Below are 18029 nucleotides of genomic sequence, written 5' to 3' on the forward strand. Positions count from 1 at the left end.
GAAGCAGTAGCGTGCAGGGGCCGGAGAGGAAGAACAAGGTGAGATGACCGGACGTTTACCATAGATCCGGTCGCGGTAACAAAGCATGGTGTATTAGGAAGATTATTTTAATGATAATGTATTCCACTAAATAAAAATTTTTAGAGGAAGAGCTGGACGCAAACCTGGCAATCAAGATAATACTTAACCTATTATTTGCTCTAACATAGGGCATATTTGAGTCGCATAATGCTGAAAAGGCAAAATTATGAAACCAGTAACCAACAATAATTTCCTAAGAAAAATTAATATAAAAGGCTACAAATCTATCTCAGAATGTGATTTACAAATGGGATGTCTAAATGTACTCATTGGTGCCAATGGTGCTGGGAAATCCAATTTCATCAGTTTTTTTCGTCTAATCACCGTTGTACTTGATCATCGTTTACAATCTCTTGTTGGCAAAATGGGTGGCCCCGACACATTATTGCATTTTGGTCGTAAAAAAACTGAGTCTATGAGCACTGAGCTTTATTTTGATCACAATGGTTATAAGTTTGAATTGGAACCCACAAATGATAACCGTATGATGTTCCAACATGAATCACTCTTTTTGGACATCAAAGGGGATTTTAATATTGGTGCTGGACACTTTGAATCTCAGATCGGTCAGCATCATAACATTGAGGATTACGCATTACTTACTATGCTCCGATGGAGGGTTTACCATTTCCATGATACGAGTGATAATGCCAGAGTTAAACAAACTCATCGTATTAATGATAATGACTATTTACGGGAAGATGGTGCTAATTTAGCGGCATTCTTATATCGTCTGCAAAAAAATCATATTCTGCATTACAAACGCATTGTCAAAACCGTTCAAATGGTTGCACCATTTTTTGGTGATTTTTACTTGCGGCCCACCCCGGATAATACTGATTACATTCAACTCGAATGGACAGAGAAAGAGCAGGATATTCCCTTTAAAGCGAGTGAATTGTCCGATGGTACTTTACGATTTATTTTATTGACTACCGTGTTACTGCAACCCGAAGATTATATGCCAAGTTCAATTATTATTGATGAACCAGAGCTTGGACTTCACCCCTATGCTATTAATGTACTGGCTGGTTTGATCAAAAACGCCAGCAGTAAGCACCAACTGATTATTTCTACCCAGTCAGTCGAACTGGTCAATCAATTTGATGCTGATGATTTGATTATCGTTGACAAACAACAAGGGGAATCTACCTTTAAGCGTCTGAATAGTGACTTTCTTTCAGAATGGCTTGAAGACTATAGCCTTGGTGAATTATGGAAGAAAAATTTACTCGGCGGGAGGCCACAGCGATGATCCGTATCAATGTTTTTGTAGAAGGGCAAACGGAAGAAACTTTTGTGCGGGATGTGTTAGCTCCCTATTTTGTAGCACAGCAAATCTATCTGACACCAATATTAGCTCAGACGAGTACCAGTCAGAAAGGCGGTATTACAAGTTATGGTAAGGTAAAATATCAAATTACTCGCTTATGTCGACAAGATCCCGGTGCATTCGTCACAACATTAATTGACTACTATGGCCTGCCTACTGATTTCCCTGATTATAATGAACAACAGGATAATGCAGCCAACGAACGGGTAGTTAAGCTAGAGCAAGCTTTCGCTAATGATATTGGGCAAACTAATTTTATTCCCAATCTGTTATTACATGAATTTGAAGCACTATTGTTTTGCCAACCTGAAAAATTTGCGGATTGGCTTGATGACAACGCCCCCATTTCAGTATTACAAACCATCAAAGCTCAATTTGATAGCCCTGAAGATATTAATAATAGCCCACAAACTGCGCCATCTAAGCGTATTTTGGCGATAGTACCCAATTACCATAAGACCTTACACGGCCCACTCATCGCCGGTGATATTGGATTAGATACAATTCGTTCCCAATGCCCACATTTCAATCAGTGGTTAAATAAGCTAACTAACCTCAGTTTTGTTTAGGGATAGCTATTTCAAAATTACGTAAATTTAAGCTCGGCTTTTTGTGTTGAAAAGTGTAGGCAATTAATCCTGACACGACTTCCAGCAGAAAGCCGAGAACACTACGATGTCTTGAGTGTGCTATCTGAGAAATATTTTTCAACTGATTCACTACGGTCTCTACCACAAAACATTTTTTTAACATCAGGTTATCCCATAGTAATAAAGCTTTGGCTTTCATATTTTTGCGTATATTCGTCACCAACGTAACTCCTTCCACAGCCAGGTCTTCACACAGGGCTTGTGAAAGATAACCTTTATCTCCATATCCACTTAACCCTTTCACTCACTGTTTGACCGGTTGACTATCATTCGTATTACCGGGATCAATTTGACCTCCAAAAACTCCCCGCAATCATGGATAACCAAGAGAAGTTTAAAGCCATAGAACCAGCCTGTACTGCTTTTTCCTCGACTCACTAGTCATCAAAGACCCGATGCAAGTTATGGCATACCTCTATTCTGGTCGAATCAATAAAAGCCATCTTTGCTGTCTTAGCCTTGGGCAATGAAAAGGGGTGAACGCTCTTTTTTTCAGTGCGAGCATTCGAGTATAACTGACTAATCCGGGGAATTCTTTCTGGAAATAAGGTGTTACATACTCAAAGTAAAAGGATTTAAGATTCTGGTAATGACTGATGTGAAATAAGATAAGGAGCGTCATCACTTAGCTGAGAGAAAGAAAAGACGGTCGATTAAGCTGACGTAATCTATCCTTAATGAATTGCTGATGCCAGAGAGGCACAAAGTCATCGACACGCAGCAGTAAAGTTCTTTTAAAGTAACCATAGCCTGAAGATATCCACGATTTTGTTTTCTTTAGCAAAAACTTCATCATTCCTTAGGTTCTTTGTGAGGGTGATTTGGGTGTATGTGTATGATTGCCCCCAAGTATGACAGTAAAAAAACAGTTTTTCCTGTTCGGGGCAGTGTTTCGGTCTGCTATGATTGATTCAACGTTTCGCTTGAAAGGAATAATGGATATGGCTTTTCTGGTTAAAGCAGATCGTACAACCAAAGAGGTTTTTGCCGAGGACTTCCCGGCAAGTAAGGGCATGGAGGGCGAGTTTGATGTTCAGGATCTCACTAATTTTGTGGGCGGGTATCTTGAAATGGTAACGCTGCGGCCACCGCTAAACATCAACGGAAAAGAATACTGCTATATGCTTTGCGATGAAGACGGTAAGCGGAAAGAGTATCCGGTCAATTACATCGCGTGCGAGTATCTTGTCGGTTCCCGTTTAGTAGGAAGTGACTTTGTTGTAGGTGATGTTGTGTTCCTCGAACGACACGAAATTTCATGAACCACGCTTAACTGAAGGCGGGTAACCATTAAGATATACCCGCCACCAGCATCAATCCCAGAATTTTTCAATCGGCACACGTCCACAGCGCAGCAACTGCACTTCGGCTAGCCGGTTAAGCTCTTCGCGCATATCAGTCGTTTTCCAAAAATACCAAGCCGTAGAGGGCGCTTAACAACAACGTCATTCGATGGAGTAACGCCAGATACAAAGTTGCCGCAAACCCACCAGATACGTTTATGCTGTTCACGGCTTTACCTCAGCCTCGCTCACTACAGCCCTTCCATCCAAGGCAAAGCATATTTGCCGGGTATAAAGGATGATCCCATATTGATAAAGGAACTTTTACCGTATTCGCTCAAATGCATACCATCGTGGGGGCGGATCTGAGAGACGATAAACTCTGAAACTGCCTTTAGTGAAGTTGAAATCGACCTGCTGCCACTCAGCGCCAGACTGATCACTGCTACCGTCTGCTACGCCTTCAATATGTATCCACTCCGGGGGACTGACAAAGTTGATCATGTTACTCTCGGCATCCAACAATCGAGGGCGAATCCGGTCCGCAACGAATCCTCCCGGGTATGCACTGTCCGGAAAAGGCGGAGCAGGTACTCATCCATATCTAGCATCAAGTTTTTAATCCACGGACGGTAGGCAAGAAGCTCGGTATGCTTCTCTATTTCTTCCGTCAGCTCGCGATGTTTCTTTATACTTGGCATGGAGTCCACTAACGTTTTCGGAACAGTGGCAGATGTTTTGCTGTATCCAATACGGTTCATCAAACTTATTAGTTTAATGTTTTCCAAATAACCAGCTCTCATTCATGTTTATTTAGATTGCAGTTTTTTATACGTTCGTTGCAACAATGGAATGGCGAGCGGAGGTATCGAACCGAGTTTAGGTAGGGGAGGTATTTTTGAAAATCAAAGGGGCCACAGAAAACCAGTCAGGGTCAGATGGTCGATTGGTGATGTTTTTCGAATGGTTGTAATCTGTTCATCGGTCAGAGGGCCATCATCCGGCTCGTATGCCGGTATCGTATCTCTTAGTTCTTTGTGAACAAGTTGATTGAGTGAAAGCTCACTCATTAAACGGTTGAAGATTGATTCACTTACTTCAAACTCACTATCATGTTCGCGGAGTTTAAAAAGAAATTTTTTAGTTTCCCGACTTTTGGTAATTGCTGTTATGGTAGGCTCCTATGCAGGAAGTAAGGGTATATGTTATTGATTAACTAAAATCCCATAGCTTTAGCCAGTGCACATGTTTATCAAACATATTAAAACCTCAATGTCATGCAAGAAAAAGGCGAGGGAGAAATTTTCAGTGGTAAGAAGTGGTTCATAAAATTATGATGTATTCTGTCCAATTTAACTTATGTTGATCAGAGATCTATTTCATAAGTCATAACCTATTTATCGCATTGATTTATAAACTATTTTTAACTTATCATCTTCATTCATTCCATAACCACTTCATGAACTGTGACGCTAAACGGCCATTTTTCGATTCTTTTCTTGCATCCCACGCAGTCTTGGTTCATGAACCATTTCGATAATCAATCTCGGTACGAGATAACCACAAACTTTAGTGGTTATCTGATTGCACGTCACACTCATACGAAAAGCAGGGCAGATGCCTCTGAGGGCGGCAGCATTGTCTTCGAATAGTGTCTGTCACACCGCAATCCTCTGTGTAGTCGCTGTTGCGGGCATTCGGCTCCCCGGATAAGCTTTAACCGACAATCACTCTCGTCCCCCCTTTGTAACGAGGATCATCGCCCAGCATCTGGCGAACCAGTGAGAAACTGTCCGTCTGGCAGAATACGTACTGCTCTGCATACTCAACCTGAAGGCTATTCAGCCGAACGACATGATTCGGATGTAGTGGCATTCTGGAATAACGGATAAATCGATCAGCGTGCGAACGGATTAATGTGAGAAGGAATGCTTTGCGGGGCCTGAGCAACCATAAACTCAACATCACGTTTTTTCTTGATAAAATCTTCCCTGATCGAAGGACACAGCATGGCTAGCGTCAGAGTGGAAGATAGCGGCAGGTGTATCTGAATCCCTTTGACACCGAATCCAATATTTCCATAATGACCAAAGTTATTACTGTTATAAAACGTGACGGGATTATCAGAAATATAGAAAGGATGTTCGTCATCTGTTTCATACAAATACCAGTCTTTTTGCAACAGCATGTCTGCTTCTTGCCGCTGATCGAGCAGTGTACGGAGAAAAAGATGCCGGGTCCCAATACTTGGAGGGCCCCCTCGCGTCTGTTCGATCTGTTCTGCCGTGGAGTCCATGCCTTTCAGTTTGTCGGTCAGAGTATCGATCAAGTGAGATATCTGTAACTGAACACTGTAAGATCGTGCTCGCTGAATGGCGACAAAAATAGCCAGAATATACCGCTCATTTGCGGTTAGCCGCTGGATATCCCTGTGTTGCAGTAATGTGTTGATGACTGGTGCTGCATCTGACTCGTAGATACCAAGCAGGGGTTCAAGGCTGATTTTATCTGGGTGGTCGTCAACGTTATAAAACCTGTTCCGAGTGGTGGCATCCAGTATGGACACCTGGAATACTTTATCCGCTGTTTTATCAAACGCGTAAAACCGCTTTCGTTTTCCTTTTCCGGTCATACCGAAGTTATCGAGCAGAAATCGGGGGACCGTATGCTGCTTTAAAACGTCCGTCGTCATTGACCGTGCTTTAGCCATTGATACTTCTCCGTGTGTTGAGTTTTGGTTAGTTGTCAGCTCTGCCATGCTGAGAGTAAACAGACCTTCTTAGAAATATAGTGTAAGCATACCGCTTTTAGTTTCACATACTTTTTGAGATTTCTGGGTTTCAGTCATTAGCCGGTACTTTTCCGGCATCAGATAATTCAGGGATTCATCGCGTTGTGCCTGGATATTTACCATGAACATAACAACAAAAAAGAGAAGAGCATCATAAAAAGTCACTAACTGATTTGTTGAGATGATAAAGATAACCATGAACTAATGTACATAGATAGGTTATTTAACTTATGTTGAGCGTAAGTCTAATTCATAAATAAAAATTTCCTATCACACTGTTTTTAACTTATCACCTTCATTTCATCTGCTACAACTTCATGAACCAACACTAAAACGACCATTTTTTGCTCATTTACCGCATCCTGCACAGTCTTAGTTCATGAACCAAGTCAATTACATTTTCCCTTTGTGAAATTCTTAATCTTCGAACTTATCTGATTGAAATATTGATCATTATGTTAGGCAAGGTAACATTGAGGCAAAGCAGGGCCAAAGCCCCTGAGAGCGGTAGCGTAGAAAAATTAGCTTGGGCCTTTGTCAACCCCAATAAGCTCCCTGACTGCATCACTAGTAGAACTTGCCAGCTACTAAATTCCAGAGCGAGTATCGTTTAGAGTTGTGTCAATGCAGGACAGGCACCTGCATTTGTTATTCTAAATGTTTCAAAGTGACCTGCTACATTTCGTCCTGCTCTCCGTATAAAACGATCCCGGATGTGTCGATTTGATTTTCCAGCATAAGCACTTTGGAGACGGAGCCAAAACTCTGGTGTGCTTCCCAGCGCGGTGGCAATATGGGGGAATATGGATTGGCAATATCCCCTGTCACTGCTTGTAGGAATAATTAATAATAGGTCAGCTAAAACTTATCGCCAAGAGGAATAGACTGTGGATATCAGGAATTTCTTTATAATTCGTAAAATATATTAAGTAAGGAAGTTGAGTGGAAATAAAATGTCTTGATCCTTTAGGCATCAATGGGTACGAAAGAAAAGCCAATGAAGTACTTTCAAAGCATCTTCCCGACAGTTGGAAAGGGTACTCTTCACTGGAAATGGTTGGTCGTCAAGGAAAAGACTTTGAAGCTGACATCATTCTTATAACTCACGATAGAATTATTGTCGTTGAATTAAAGAATTATCAGGGGAAAATTTTTTCTCAGGGAAAGCAATGGATCCAAGAATGTCCAGATGGAAGACAGGAAAATCGTATAAATGCAGTGTCACAATCTAGCCGAGCAGCAAAGATCCTAAAATCTCGGTTAAATGAAAAGCTGAGTGGGAAGTTCGTTCCTTATGTTGATAGCTGTGTAGTTTTATGCGGTTCCGCGGATGCATCTCACCTGCCTTCTGATGAAAGACAATATGTATTTACGTTAGATGAATTCAAAAATATAGGTGCTGATAGCGAGTATGAAAAAAAATTTGGTAAAACTTTCACCTTTAATCGAAAAGAAGACATACCCAATAAAAACATCACCATATGGGATCGTATATTTCTTAATAATAGTGCCGATTTTAAACCCAAGACATTTTCATCTAATAATTATTTTCAACATGGTACATTTCTTTTCCAACATAAAGACGGTTTGTATGCAGAATTTCAAAGCCAACGTGCTGACAATGCAAACTACAAGGCATTGATGAGAAGATGGGATTTTACTGCCCCATGTATAGTTGAATACGCTAGAACGCCAGATCAGAGAGCTGTAATTGCTCAGAGAGAGTCAAATGTCCTAGGGTATATAGATAATCAAGATGAAGACTTGAAAAATGTTCACCTCCAGCTTCTACACATACCTACAGATCTAACGGCAGATTTTGTTGAACTCTACGAATGGCCTAATAAAAAAGAAAGGCTTGATGTATTTATTCGAAAGAATAAATCTAAGTTAACTAAACAAAACCGACTCGACCTTATTCAAATGCTGATAAGTCAGGTAGCAAGGCTTCATGATATTGATGTTGCCCACCGGGACCTTGGTTCTCACAGCATTTGGCTTTCATTACCCAGCAAGGTCGTTTTATCCAACTTTTTAACTGCATACTACCCTGATCCTGATAAAAAGAGTGTCTCAAATGTACGTAAAATTATTCAACATGGTCGAGTAGAAACGCCTGAAGAATTACTTGAAGACGATACAAATGGTACTGCTTATACAAGAGATGTTTATCTCGCAACCGCTGCATGCCATTACATTGCCTTTGATGACTTGCCTAATAAAGATGAGGGTATTTATGTTTGGACTCCGAGGGAAAACTGCGAGATAAGTATGAAGTTAAGCGACTGGTTCGCCAAAGGTTTAGAACTTGACTCTCAATATCGATTCCAAGACTTACGAGCTGCGCTTTCCGAACTCAATAAACTCCTTCAAACTAGTAGTGAGGATCCATCAAGAGCCCTATCTGCTTTATCAAGATACCATACTAATATAAACGTATTCACAGATTTCGGGGTACTCCCAGTAAAATCGGAAGGGACTTTCTACTTACTCAAGTCGTCAGATAATAGCTTTGGAGTAAAAACATGGTTTGGTGTAAGTGATGTGAATAAAACAGGGGGGATTAATCATCAACTTCTTACTTTTTTCAGTAGACTAGAACTTATTAAGAATTCATCTTTGGAATGCTTGCCAGAAATATTAGAGTTCGGCATCAATCCTACGATGACCAGTGTTTACTTTAAATACGAATGGATAGCTGGAGAAACGTGGAGAGATGCCGTTGTCGACATAGATAAAGAGCAAGGTATTCAATTAATTAAGGGGTTAGTGGAGGCTCTGATCAAGCTACATGCTTCAAGACTTCACCATGGAGACTTACATCCTCAAAATATCATTGTCAAAGAGCTAACTATAAAATTTATTGATGTTGTTGAGTATGAAAGTGAAGATTGGAATAAACATACCCCGGCTTACGTACCGGCCTCATATGAGACTCAGTCTAAATCAAACATCGACCGTTGTGCAGTAATTAAGATCGTTAATGAATTATCTGAGGTGATAAATACAATTCACCTCACCAAATACACTAATGAACTCCTGGCATTACCAGAAATTGCGACAACAGAACTTGAGAAGTTAGTTGATAATCTAGAACAAATTGTAAATCCACCTCTACCAATTAGTGCCGAAAGTTACGATATCCATTATAAAAAATTCAAAGAATTATCAGATAAGTTAGCCTCTGATGATGGCTCGTACTATTTGACGATGAAGTTCAATGCTGGAAAAGGACGGGATTTAGTCAGTGTTCAGTTGAGTGGCATTAAGCAACAGCTTGATATACTTATCCAACCTGAGAAGAAGTTTATTGTCGGAGCCACGCTTCGAGACCTACGTCATGATCAATTTATTTGGAATAAACGTGATGCTCAACTTAAACTCAATGGGATTATCAATCTCTCTAACAATTTAAGTGGTTCAAATGACAAATTTATTGACTTCATTTTAACTAGTGAGATATATCAAGAGCTATTTCGGATAAATAATTCAACACCGATCTCACAATCAACTGAAAGGCGTATACTGTCACTGCCAAAAATAGTTAAACCCGCGATTGTTGATGCACGAAAAATTTGGAAGGTTCTTGTCGAAACAGAATTGGAAAGCTACCCGAAAATTCAGGTTGTTACAGAGCCGAAATACTCTGAAAATAAATGGCTAACTTTCCGCTATTTTCTAGAGGATAGTAAGCTCGATGTTGATCTAAGGACTGAACGTGTCACACTTAAAATGGAAATAAGAGGTGAGCTCAGAGATATCGGAATTGTAGAAGATTTAAATTCTGATACAGTTATTGTTAAACCGAGAGGAAAAATAACGCCTCAACTCGGTGATACATTAGTTGTGGAAGGAAGCATGACCGCTGCATCTCTGGCAAAACGAGAGAAGGCTATTTCTAAGATAATCAACGGTAGGGCTATTATTCCAAACTTACCCGACTATTTTTCTCCAGGACTTGAGGCTGGTTATACTGAAGGCCACGTCCCTTCAGACGAAGAGTTAGATATATACACTGAATATCATGGAGACGGACATATAGCGTTTTCACTAAACGAGCAGCAAAGACAGGCATTTAAAGCTCTTTATAAGTATAGTCCAATTGCGTTACTTCAAGGGCCACCGGGAACAGGAAAAACTGCTTTTATCGGCTCTTATATTCATTACTCCATTATGAATGGAGCAAGGCGCGTACTGCTAGTTAGTCAGTCACATGAAGCAGTGAATAATGCCAGTGAGAAGGTTCGCTCCTTGTTTAGGAGAAATGAACAGCCCATTGATATCGTTCGACTAGGAGATGAATCGAATTTATCTGCGTCACTGACTGATGTAGGTGAAAAAGCGCTTCAAGAGCATTACCGCGATAAGTTTCGGGCTGAGTATAAAGAGCGTTTGGGAGCACTTTTATTACAAATTGGTATTTCGACTGAAATGTCAAATGTTATCACAGAGTTCGAAGTATCGTTCGGACAACGATTTGACCAACTATCATCACAAGCTAAAGACGAAGGGTTAGCAGGTAGTCCCGTTCTCAAGCAGAAAGAAAATAAACTTAAAACCGGTTTAACGAGTTTCCTGGAGCACCATTTGCAATCTACGCTATCGTTTGAAGATACTCGAATTCAATATATTAGAAGTACACTACTCAGAAAGTTGTCTGAACATTTTGAAATTTATTCCGAAAGTCTTATTTTCAAAGTAAGAAACCTTGTTGAAATGTCTAATGAATGGCTGAGTGTGATGGCTTCGGGACAAGCCCAATTCCAAAACTTCTTAGCTAAAACTAGAACACTGGTATGTGGTACTTGCGTTGGAATTGGCCGCTTCCACTATGGAATTCAAGAAAACGTTTACGATTTAGTCGTCATAGACGAGGCTGCCCGTTCCCCCGCGAGTGAATTGGCTATCGCAATGCAAGTCGGGAAAAAGGTCTTGTTGGTAGGAGACCATAAACAGCTTCCTCCACTTTTTGATGAAAATCATCTCAAGGCAGCGAAACTGAGATTACCTAAACTTGAGATAGATGAGCTCAAAAGAAGTGATTTTGAAAGAGCATTCGTTTCTGAATATGGGAAAAAAGTAGGGCGTTCATTACTCACCCAATATCGTATGGCTCCCCCAATCGGCAATATAGTCTCAGAAAACTTCTACGACGGGGCTCTAGCAACAGGAAGGGGGGAAACCAGCGAAAAATACAAAGAGCTGATTAACACCTTTGCAACCACCGTCACTTGGTTCGATACATCTAGAGCCGGGAGAAAAAATCTTGAATCTCAACCCAAGGGAAATGGTGTAAATAATAAAAGTTACATTAACGATTATGAAGCAAACACGATTATTTCTATCATAAAACGTCTTTATGACAACGACTCTCAAGATGAAATATTAATTGAGGGGGAAGACCCCAAAATTGGTGTTATCTGCATGTACGGTGAGCAAGTTAGAGCCCTAGTAAGAAAGATTAATAGTCTTTCATGGGCAAGAAGTTTATTAGAGAAACGGATTATAAAAGTTGATACTGTTGATAGTTATCAAGGCAAAGAGAATGATATCATCATTTTATCCCTTGTAAGAAGCAATAGTCATGGAAATCAAGGTTATGTAGCGTCTGAAAATAGAGCTAATGTCTCACTCTCTCGCGCCAAAGAGTGTCTTTTCATTGTAGGTAATACTCATATGTGGAGTCGAAGCAATCAAACGACCGCTTTCGGGCGTGTATTGAAATTCATAAAAGACAATGAGTCTCGTGATTATTCAATTTGTGAATTGGATGAAAAGGAATAACCAATGAAAGTTCAATTAAACAGAATCAGCTTTGGACTGCCCACAAAAGCATTTTTTATCGACTATACTGTGAGCCAAAAGCGACAATTACCAGTTGTTAAAGAGTTTATAATTCGTGTATTGCATTCACTGGGTAGCTCACCGGTTGAGTTGATACAGAATTATTTTGGATTTACTGCTACAGAAACTCAGGCTGTACTAGACGATCTTATCGAAGAAAGCTTGATTAAATGGAACGATGATGAGATTGAACTAACATTCCATGCACTAGAAAATTTTGAAGAAGTGGAAGGCAACATGCTTCCGAGATTCTTTGAAGTTGTAGATAAAATTGATGACATTCACTTTGAGCTGAAAGACTTTCGAATGTTGCCAAATGCTGTCAAGAGAAGTGGTGTAAATAGTTCATGTATTACTCTATCGTTACCTGATGAGTCTTTTGAAAAGCTGAATGACAAAGCGCGGTCAGCTTTCGATACTCACTTTCACTATTTTAGAGAAATGGTGAAAGGTGAAGATATTTATTCTGACCGTCAAGAGTTGTACAAAATTAATCACGTAAATGGCAAATACGACGTAGTTGTTCCAATTCCAATTGAGTATTTTATAGATACAAATGCCCCCAAAGTACTCCAAACAGGTTATGAGTCACCCGCTTTAGATGAATGGGATTATAATAGAACACTCTTTAACGCCATGGACGAAGCAATCAGCACAGACTGTGGCGAATATACTCCAATGGATTTTCATAGTTACTTGAGTGCCACCAATGATCCGATTTTAATTAAATATTGGGATGATAAAAATGAATCACTTAACCTTGAGCTTTTGATGAAACACTATGAAATGGGGACATCATTTCATTCAAATGACACGCAACTAATACTCGGTAATTTTTACACTAAACCTAATTTAAGTGCTGTTCATGAAAATTTGGAGAAAATATTTAAGGAAAAGCCTAAATCATCTAGTGGCATGATTTGGCTGACTAATGCTGAAAGTGGTACATGGGGAAGAACAAATGAGCTAAGTTTCTTCATTGATTCAATAGTCAAATTATTTGACAATAGAAAAAAAACTTTCTGTGCCGTTCTGGTTATACCATGCGCGAGTAAACAAGAAGCTTTTGAACAAAACAGAATCTATAACGGTGTTGATGCAAAGCTTATGGACTGCGAAAAACGATTTGGTGGGGATAAATGTGAGGTGTTACTAATCCCCAATATTATGGTCGCGTGTCTTCACCATATCCCAATTGAAGATGATAGAAATATATCTTTGCCAGTTGGATATCTTAGCCTAGACCCTTTACTTATTGAATCAGTCACACAAAATGTTCAGAGATGGGCAGAGTCCGAAACACGATTTAATCATTTTTTCGAGAAAAAGCATACAACTCTGGAAGACTCCGTTTTGAAAAGTTATTTTGACCCTATTTTGTCCCAAGTATGAAAGAATATAAGGAAGACAAAGATGACGTCGCTCTACAAGATACAGATCTGAAAGAGAAATTTTATGACGACCTCGTGAAGCATTAGAATTCAGACAGTCAAATTCTGATTGTAGAAAATCAGCACCCGCCGGAAAAATAAATGGACTGATTGCTATGACAATTCTCACCAGCTCCCCAAAGTCGGCCGTTTCGGGTTGCTTTGACCAATTATTAATGTATTTATAGTTATATAACCTGAGATTTGCTTAAGAAGGGAACTAAGTGCCTCAGGCATGTCTAATTTAGAAGAACTTTACTGCTGCGTCGATGACTTTTGCCAAAAATTTATTCCTCTCTGGCATCAACAGTTAATTGAAAATGGCTTGCTCAAACGTCACTGCGAAGCCTCCCTTTCTCTCAGTGAAGTGATGACGCTCCTCATTTTATTCCACATGAGTCATTATCGGGATTTTAAAACGTTTTATATTCAGCATGTTAAACACTATCTTAAGGTCGATTTTCCCGGGTTAGTCAGCTACACCCGAATGTTAACCTTGAAGCAAAGGGCGCTCATTCCTCTCTGTGCTTTTCTTTCGTCACGCAAGGCTGAAACCCAGGGGATCGCTTTTATTGATTCAACCAAAATTGCCGTTTGCCATAACCTTCGTATTCTCCGTTATCGCGTATTTGAGGGCGTCGCACAGCGAGGGAAAACGAGTACAGGCTGGTTTTACGGCTTTAAACTTCATCGGGTTATCAATGATTGTGGTGAACTTTTGGCAGTTAAGTTGACCTCAGGAAATAAAGATGATCGTCATCCCGTCAAAGTTCTGATCTGGCGTTGATACACGGGCATAACCGATTAAGGTCGTCATGCCCATGTCGAGGGGGCCAGCATCGTTAGGGTCACGCATTTGTTGTTCCTTCCTCGTCTTCCAGAAGGGCCGTGATTGGATGAAGAACCTAATCCAACCACATATGTTTTTTGGCTTCTTATTCGTACCGAACGGTGCGGAACACTATGCCGTTTTCTACCAGTGCGAACCGAAATCCGTTATCCAGCAGATTGTTCAATCGGGCTTTTCGCCACGGGATCACATAGGAGTTGTCCGGGTGCTTTAGTTGAATTGAATCGCGTGGGAATTCTCCGTGATGCTCCAGTCCAGAGTTCATTTTTGACTGTTTTATGCGGTGCTTCTCCGTAGCTGATAAACACCGGCACGGTTTTATCTTTTGGGTCAATGATGACGCAGCCCGATGTGCTAACACTGCTGAGAAAAGACTTCGGGCACTCGCTGTACCCGTACACCTCGCTCAATTGCCCGTGATCGTCTATCTGCCATCCGGGTGATATTGCTATGGATGGCTGCTCGAAAACGCAGTTGCGGTAGATCTGCACTATGGTGTCATCCATCACATCTTTCGTTTGATCGCATCCGTCGAGCATCAAGCCTGCCATCACTGCCAACAGAATTTTCTTCACCTGACTTTCCTCTTGGTGTCGGCTTCCTGTCCGTAATTGTCAAACGGTGAGTTATGACAATCACTGGCGTAGTGCTTTTCACTGCGCTTTATCAAGGCATTACAATTATCAGAACTCATTCTCGAAATTATATTCTCGATCACTTGCCTACTATGAGAGTTTTGATAATGAAAACAAGGCAGTGCTAGCCCAACAAAATTCCATAAGCTGTTGTGTTTTGCCATGTGACGCAAAAACAAGATGAAACCGTAAATTCCTGCGCGAATGCTCCCGCTAGTCCTCCATGACAAAAAGGTCTAAACCTTTATGCCAGAAAAAGTGACATTTCTAAATTGCTTAAAAGTGACATTACTATATTGGTGCTACAATCATAGTGCGCCTAAGATATCTTATGTTAAATTTAGTCCGTCATCCATTTAGTTCATAACCACCCGCAGACCACGATCAATCATACACTTACCCTACACTCCATCTTCTCCTTGCTGCGCGTTATGTTTGCTGGTTATTTTCTTCATACGCATACTATTTATGAGGATAAATGCCGCATGTTCGTACTCGCACAGTTCACTATCAACCAACGGCAGCGCCTATGGGTACTGATGGATACTCATACATGCCTGCCGCTTTTGTACCCGCTACAATATCTTGTAGACCACCTGGCTTTGCGTTCATCAGCCACCCAATCCGCTTCACTTCAAGCGCTCAAGTTTTTCTATGAATTCTGGTACCAGAAACATGGCGTGACGTTTTGCTTCAGCTTCAATTCATCGGACCACAATCCATTGATCGCCATTGAAGAACTGACAGCCTTTTTTCATTATCTGGAAAATGGGCATTCATGTGCACCAATTTTAACCATCGGCTCTATACAGAACACGCCTTCACGCCGCACAAACGTTGGGTATGTACATGCGGTTATTCGCTTTATCAGATATCTGATTAACACGTATATCTCGCCGAGGTATATGGATGGCTCACCTAAAGAACTCGCACGGCTTGCCACGCGGTTAACGGGACGGTTATCGATATATAAAGCAGAATTCCGCACGCTTACCCATTCTCGTCAAATGAACAACGGCATAACTCACAAGCGCTTTCGAAGTCTGACGGCAGAGATGGTCGTGGCTTTTTACCAGATCATTACCCCCAGTTCAGCGTCAAAGATAAACCCGCTGAATCCCTTCCCTTACGGTGAAATCCAGTTGCGTAATTTTCTGATTTGCCGATTGCTTTTAAATTATGGACTGCGTGTCAGCGAGTTACTGCTTTTAGAGTGCCATTCGATTAAGCCCAATATCCGAGGGGATCAGTTCAGTCTGATTGTAACCACGGTGGATGAAGATGTTCCAGATCCACGAAAACGATTACCTTCATTAAAAAATGTCTATGCTAACCGAGTGCTAGCATTAGATAAATCGGACTATTATTTCCTAAATATTTATATTCATAAAGTTCGCGATTGTTCCTCACATAATTTTCTTTTCACTTCTACGCAAGAACCACATCCGCCACTGTCATACCATACTGTTTATGACATCTTTGCTATGATAGATGATATATTGAGTACGCAGCATCCTGAATACAAATCAGATGAGTGTTTTGATTCCATTAAAAACATCTCGCCTCATATTACACGGCATACTTGGGCCTATTTGACGCTGCAACGCATTTATCGTGAAAAATTTCAGAAACTAAAGGCCGTCTCATATTTGTCAGATGTGGATTTTTCTATTGTTGGATTGATGAATGAAGCCAAGGATGAGTTACGATTACTTGGCGGTTGGAGCCACAATAGTCATATGCCTGATGTTTATGCCCAGAGATATCTATCACAACAGGCTAATATGGCTAATCTGCACAGAATGCGATAGATAACGACATGCTAAGAGAAACCTTTTCTCATCTATGCGACGAATGGAGGGATTATGAGTCAAATAAATAAACAGATGAATGAGGCGAATAGTATCATTTACACACCTGCATTTATTGACAGATTTTCAAAAACTAATATACCAGTTGATATTCATCTCAAGTCGGCAGATATATTTGATGATAAGTATATAACTTCGATAAGTGATAGTTGGGTTTTCGACTATTCAGGAAGTCGCTGCTATGCTCATTTTCGGAAGGATGAAATCAGTAATCGACTGGTAAAATATATTTGTTTTCATTATGCATCTACCAAGTGCCCGGCTCAGGTTCCTAGCGTGCTCCATGCTTGGTCTTTGGCAATTGACTATTGTATAACCCAATCAGCTTTCAGTTTTACGGTGTTGAAAGACTATCTTGAAACACACGAACTTAAGCCACGATATTTTTACTACATTATTTTTGGTCTAAAAATCCTCTGCGCTGAAGCATTTCCGGGTTTCACCCTTGATGATTACGAAGATCTCGAATTCATCCTTCGCTCGCATTCCCACGACTGGGGCATCTATCAGGAAATCGACAATGTCCTGGCTCCGCTCGAAAAAAACATGATCAGCAAAGGACTGTTTGAAATGGCAACGGAGATTCGGCATGGCAAAAACTACAGTCTGAGCACCATACGAGATGCGGCTATTCTGGGGCTGATTTATGTCACTGGTGCCCGTCCGGTGCAACTGGCCAAGTTAGCGGCGAAAGATTTGCGCATTGATACCCGTAATCCAGAAACCGGATTGGTTCGCTATAGTGTGCTTTTGCCTTATGCCAAACAGCGGAGCATGACGACTGAGCGTCTGTTTCTGGCGATCCCACCGGAAATCGGCGCGTTGATTAGGCACTACATTGAGCTGGCGCAGCTTGAACCTGATGGTAAACTATTTGAATTTAGTCATTCTTCACCGTTTTATGTGTCCCGGGCTATTTTCATCGGGGGCAATACAGGCCCCAGCCGGCAAGGCGGGTGATGATCCGGAAAGAAGACGGGACAGAAAGGCCATTGAGTATCCTGTGTCTGGAGGACAAAATCGTGCAGCAAGCGGCTGTCACGGTCTTAAATCAAATCTACGAGACCGATTTTCTCGGCTTCTCGTATGGGTTCAGACCGGGCAGAGGGTTCTGGGCTTCCAGAAACATCAGGATGCTCGGGCGTGCCAATCCCTGCTACAACGACGTCTGATGCAGTTTGGGCTGAAGGTACACCCAGCGAAAACCCGGCTGGTACGATTTGGCCGCTTTGCGTTAAAGCAATATGAGGAGCGACCGGAG

10 protein-coding genes and 3 pseudogenes are annotated in these 18029 nt (G+C 41.0%); 8 read left to right on the top strand and 5 right to left on the bottom strand.

The window, feature by feature from the left end; genetic code table 11:
* The first annotated feature begins 247 nt into the window (after positions 1–247).
* Both ACGF49_RS02020 and ACGF49_RS02025 read left to right on the top strand, forming a co-directional pair.
* The gene (locus tag ACGF49_RS02020; RefSeq protein ID WP_387489290.1) at positions 248–1336 is read left to right on the top strand and encodes an AAA family ATPase; all 1089 of its coding nucleotides are present in this window, start codon (positions 248–250) and stop codon (positions 1334–1336) included.
* The gene (locus ACGF49_RS02025; protein WP_036783011.1) at positions 1333–1983 is read left to right on the top strand and encodes a DUF4276 family protein; all 651 of its coding nucleotides are present in this window, start codon (positions 1333–1335) and stop codon (positions 1981–1983) included. Before ACGF49_RS02020 ends, ACGF49_RS02025 begins: the two co-directional genes overlap by 4 nt.
* Here the strand turns inward: ACGF49_RS02025 and ACGF49_RS02030 are convergent.
* Positions 1970–2811, bottom strand: a pseudogene (locus tag ACGF49_RS02030) (IS982 family transposase). The gene ACGF49_RS02025 and the pseudogene ACGF49_RS02030 overlap by 14 nt on opposite strands.
* A gap of 92 nt (positions 2812–2903) precedes the next feature.
* Here ACGF49_RS02030 and ACGF49_RS02035 point away from each other — a divergent pair.
* Entirely contained in the window at positions 2904–3326 is a 423-nt protein-coding gene (locus ACGF49_RS02035) for a hypothetical protein (protein ID WP_387489294.1), read from the top strand.
* A gap of 345 nt (positions 3327–3671) precedes the next feature.
* On the opposite strand, the gene ACGF49_RS02040 is transcribed toward ACGF49_RS02035, so the two are convergent.
* The 3 genes from ACGF49_RS02040 to ACGF49_RS02050 form a co-directional block, all read right to left on the bottom strand.
* Positions 3672–3851, bottom strand: coding sequence for a hypothetical protein (locus ACGF49_RS02040; protein ID WP_387489297.1), 180 nt, complete (start codon positions 3849–3851; stop codon positions 3672–3674).
* A gap of 1212 nt (positions 3852–5063) precedes the next feature.
* A complete protein-coding gene (locus tag ACGF49_RS02045) occupies positions 5064–5222 on the bottom strand; it encodes a hypothetical protein (RefSeq protein WP_235201186.1) in 159 nt (52 codons plus the stop codon).
* 22 nt (positions 5223–5244) lie between these two features.
* Positions 5245–6057 carry a DUF4238 domain-containing protein gene (locus ACGF49_RS02050; RefSeq protein ID WP_387489302.1) on the bottom strand — a complete coding sequence of 271 codons (813 nt, stop codon included), beginning with the start codon at positions 6055–6057 and terminating at the stop codon, positions 5245–5247.
* Positions 6058–7080: 1023 nt separating this feature from the next.
* On the opposite strand from ACGF49_RS02050, the gene ACGF49_RS02055 reads away from it, so the two are divergent.
* The 3 genes from ACGF49_RS02055 to ACGF49_RS02065 all read left to right on the top strand — a co-directional run bounded on the left by ACGF49_RS02055 (position 7081) and on the right by ACGF49_RS02065 (position 14199).
* Positions 7081–11922 carry an AAA domain-containing protein gene (locus ACGF49_RS02055; RefSeq protein WP_387489305.1) on the top strand — a complete coding sequence of 1614 codons (4842 nt, stop codon included), beginning with the start codon at positions 7081–7083 and terminating at the stop codon, positions 11920–11922.
* A gap of 3 nt (positions 11923–11925) precedes the next feature.
* Positions 11926–13374 carry a hypothetical protein gene (locus ACGF49_RS02060; RefSeq protein ID WP_387489308.1) on the top strand — a complete coding sequence of 483 codons (1449 nt, stop codon included), beginning with the start codon at positions 11926–11928 and terminating at the stop codon, positions 13372–13374.
* Between the two features lie 273 nt (positions 13375–13647).
* Positions 13648–14199 (top strand): IS982 family transposase, encoded by a 552-nt coding sequence (locus tag ACGF49_RS02065; RefSeq protein ID WP_387489311.1) that lies wholly within the window; start codon positions 13648–13650, stop codon positions 14197–14199.
* 209 nt (positions 14200–14408) lie between these two features.
* On the opposite strand, the gene ACGF49_RS02070 is transcribed toward ACGF49_RS02065, so the two are convergent.
* Positions 14409–14837: a hypothetical protein gene (locus ACGF49_RS02070; protein WP_387489314.1), complete on the bottom strand. Its 429-nt coding sequence runs from the start codon at positions 14835–14837 to the stop codon at positions 14409–14411.
* Between the two features lie 545 nt (positions 14838–15382).
* On the opposite strand from ACGF49_RS02070, the pseudogene ACGF49_RS02075 reads away from it, so the two are divergent.
* Positions 15383–16779, top strand: a pseudogene (locus tag ACGF49_RS02075) (site-specific integrase).
* Positions 16763–17686, top strand: a pseudogene (locus ACGF49_RS02080) (site-specific integrase); the annotation flags it as partial. The pseudogenes ACGF49_RS02075 and ACGF49_RS02080, both read left to right, overlap by 17 nt.
* Positions 17687–18029: the final 343 nt, after the last annotated feature.

The sequence above is a fragment of the Photorhabdus sp. RM96S genome (assembly GCF_042879335.1).
GTDB lineage: Bacteria > Pseudomonadota > Gammaproteobacteria > Enterobacterales > Enterobacteriaceae > Photorhabdus > Photorhabdus kayaii.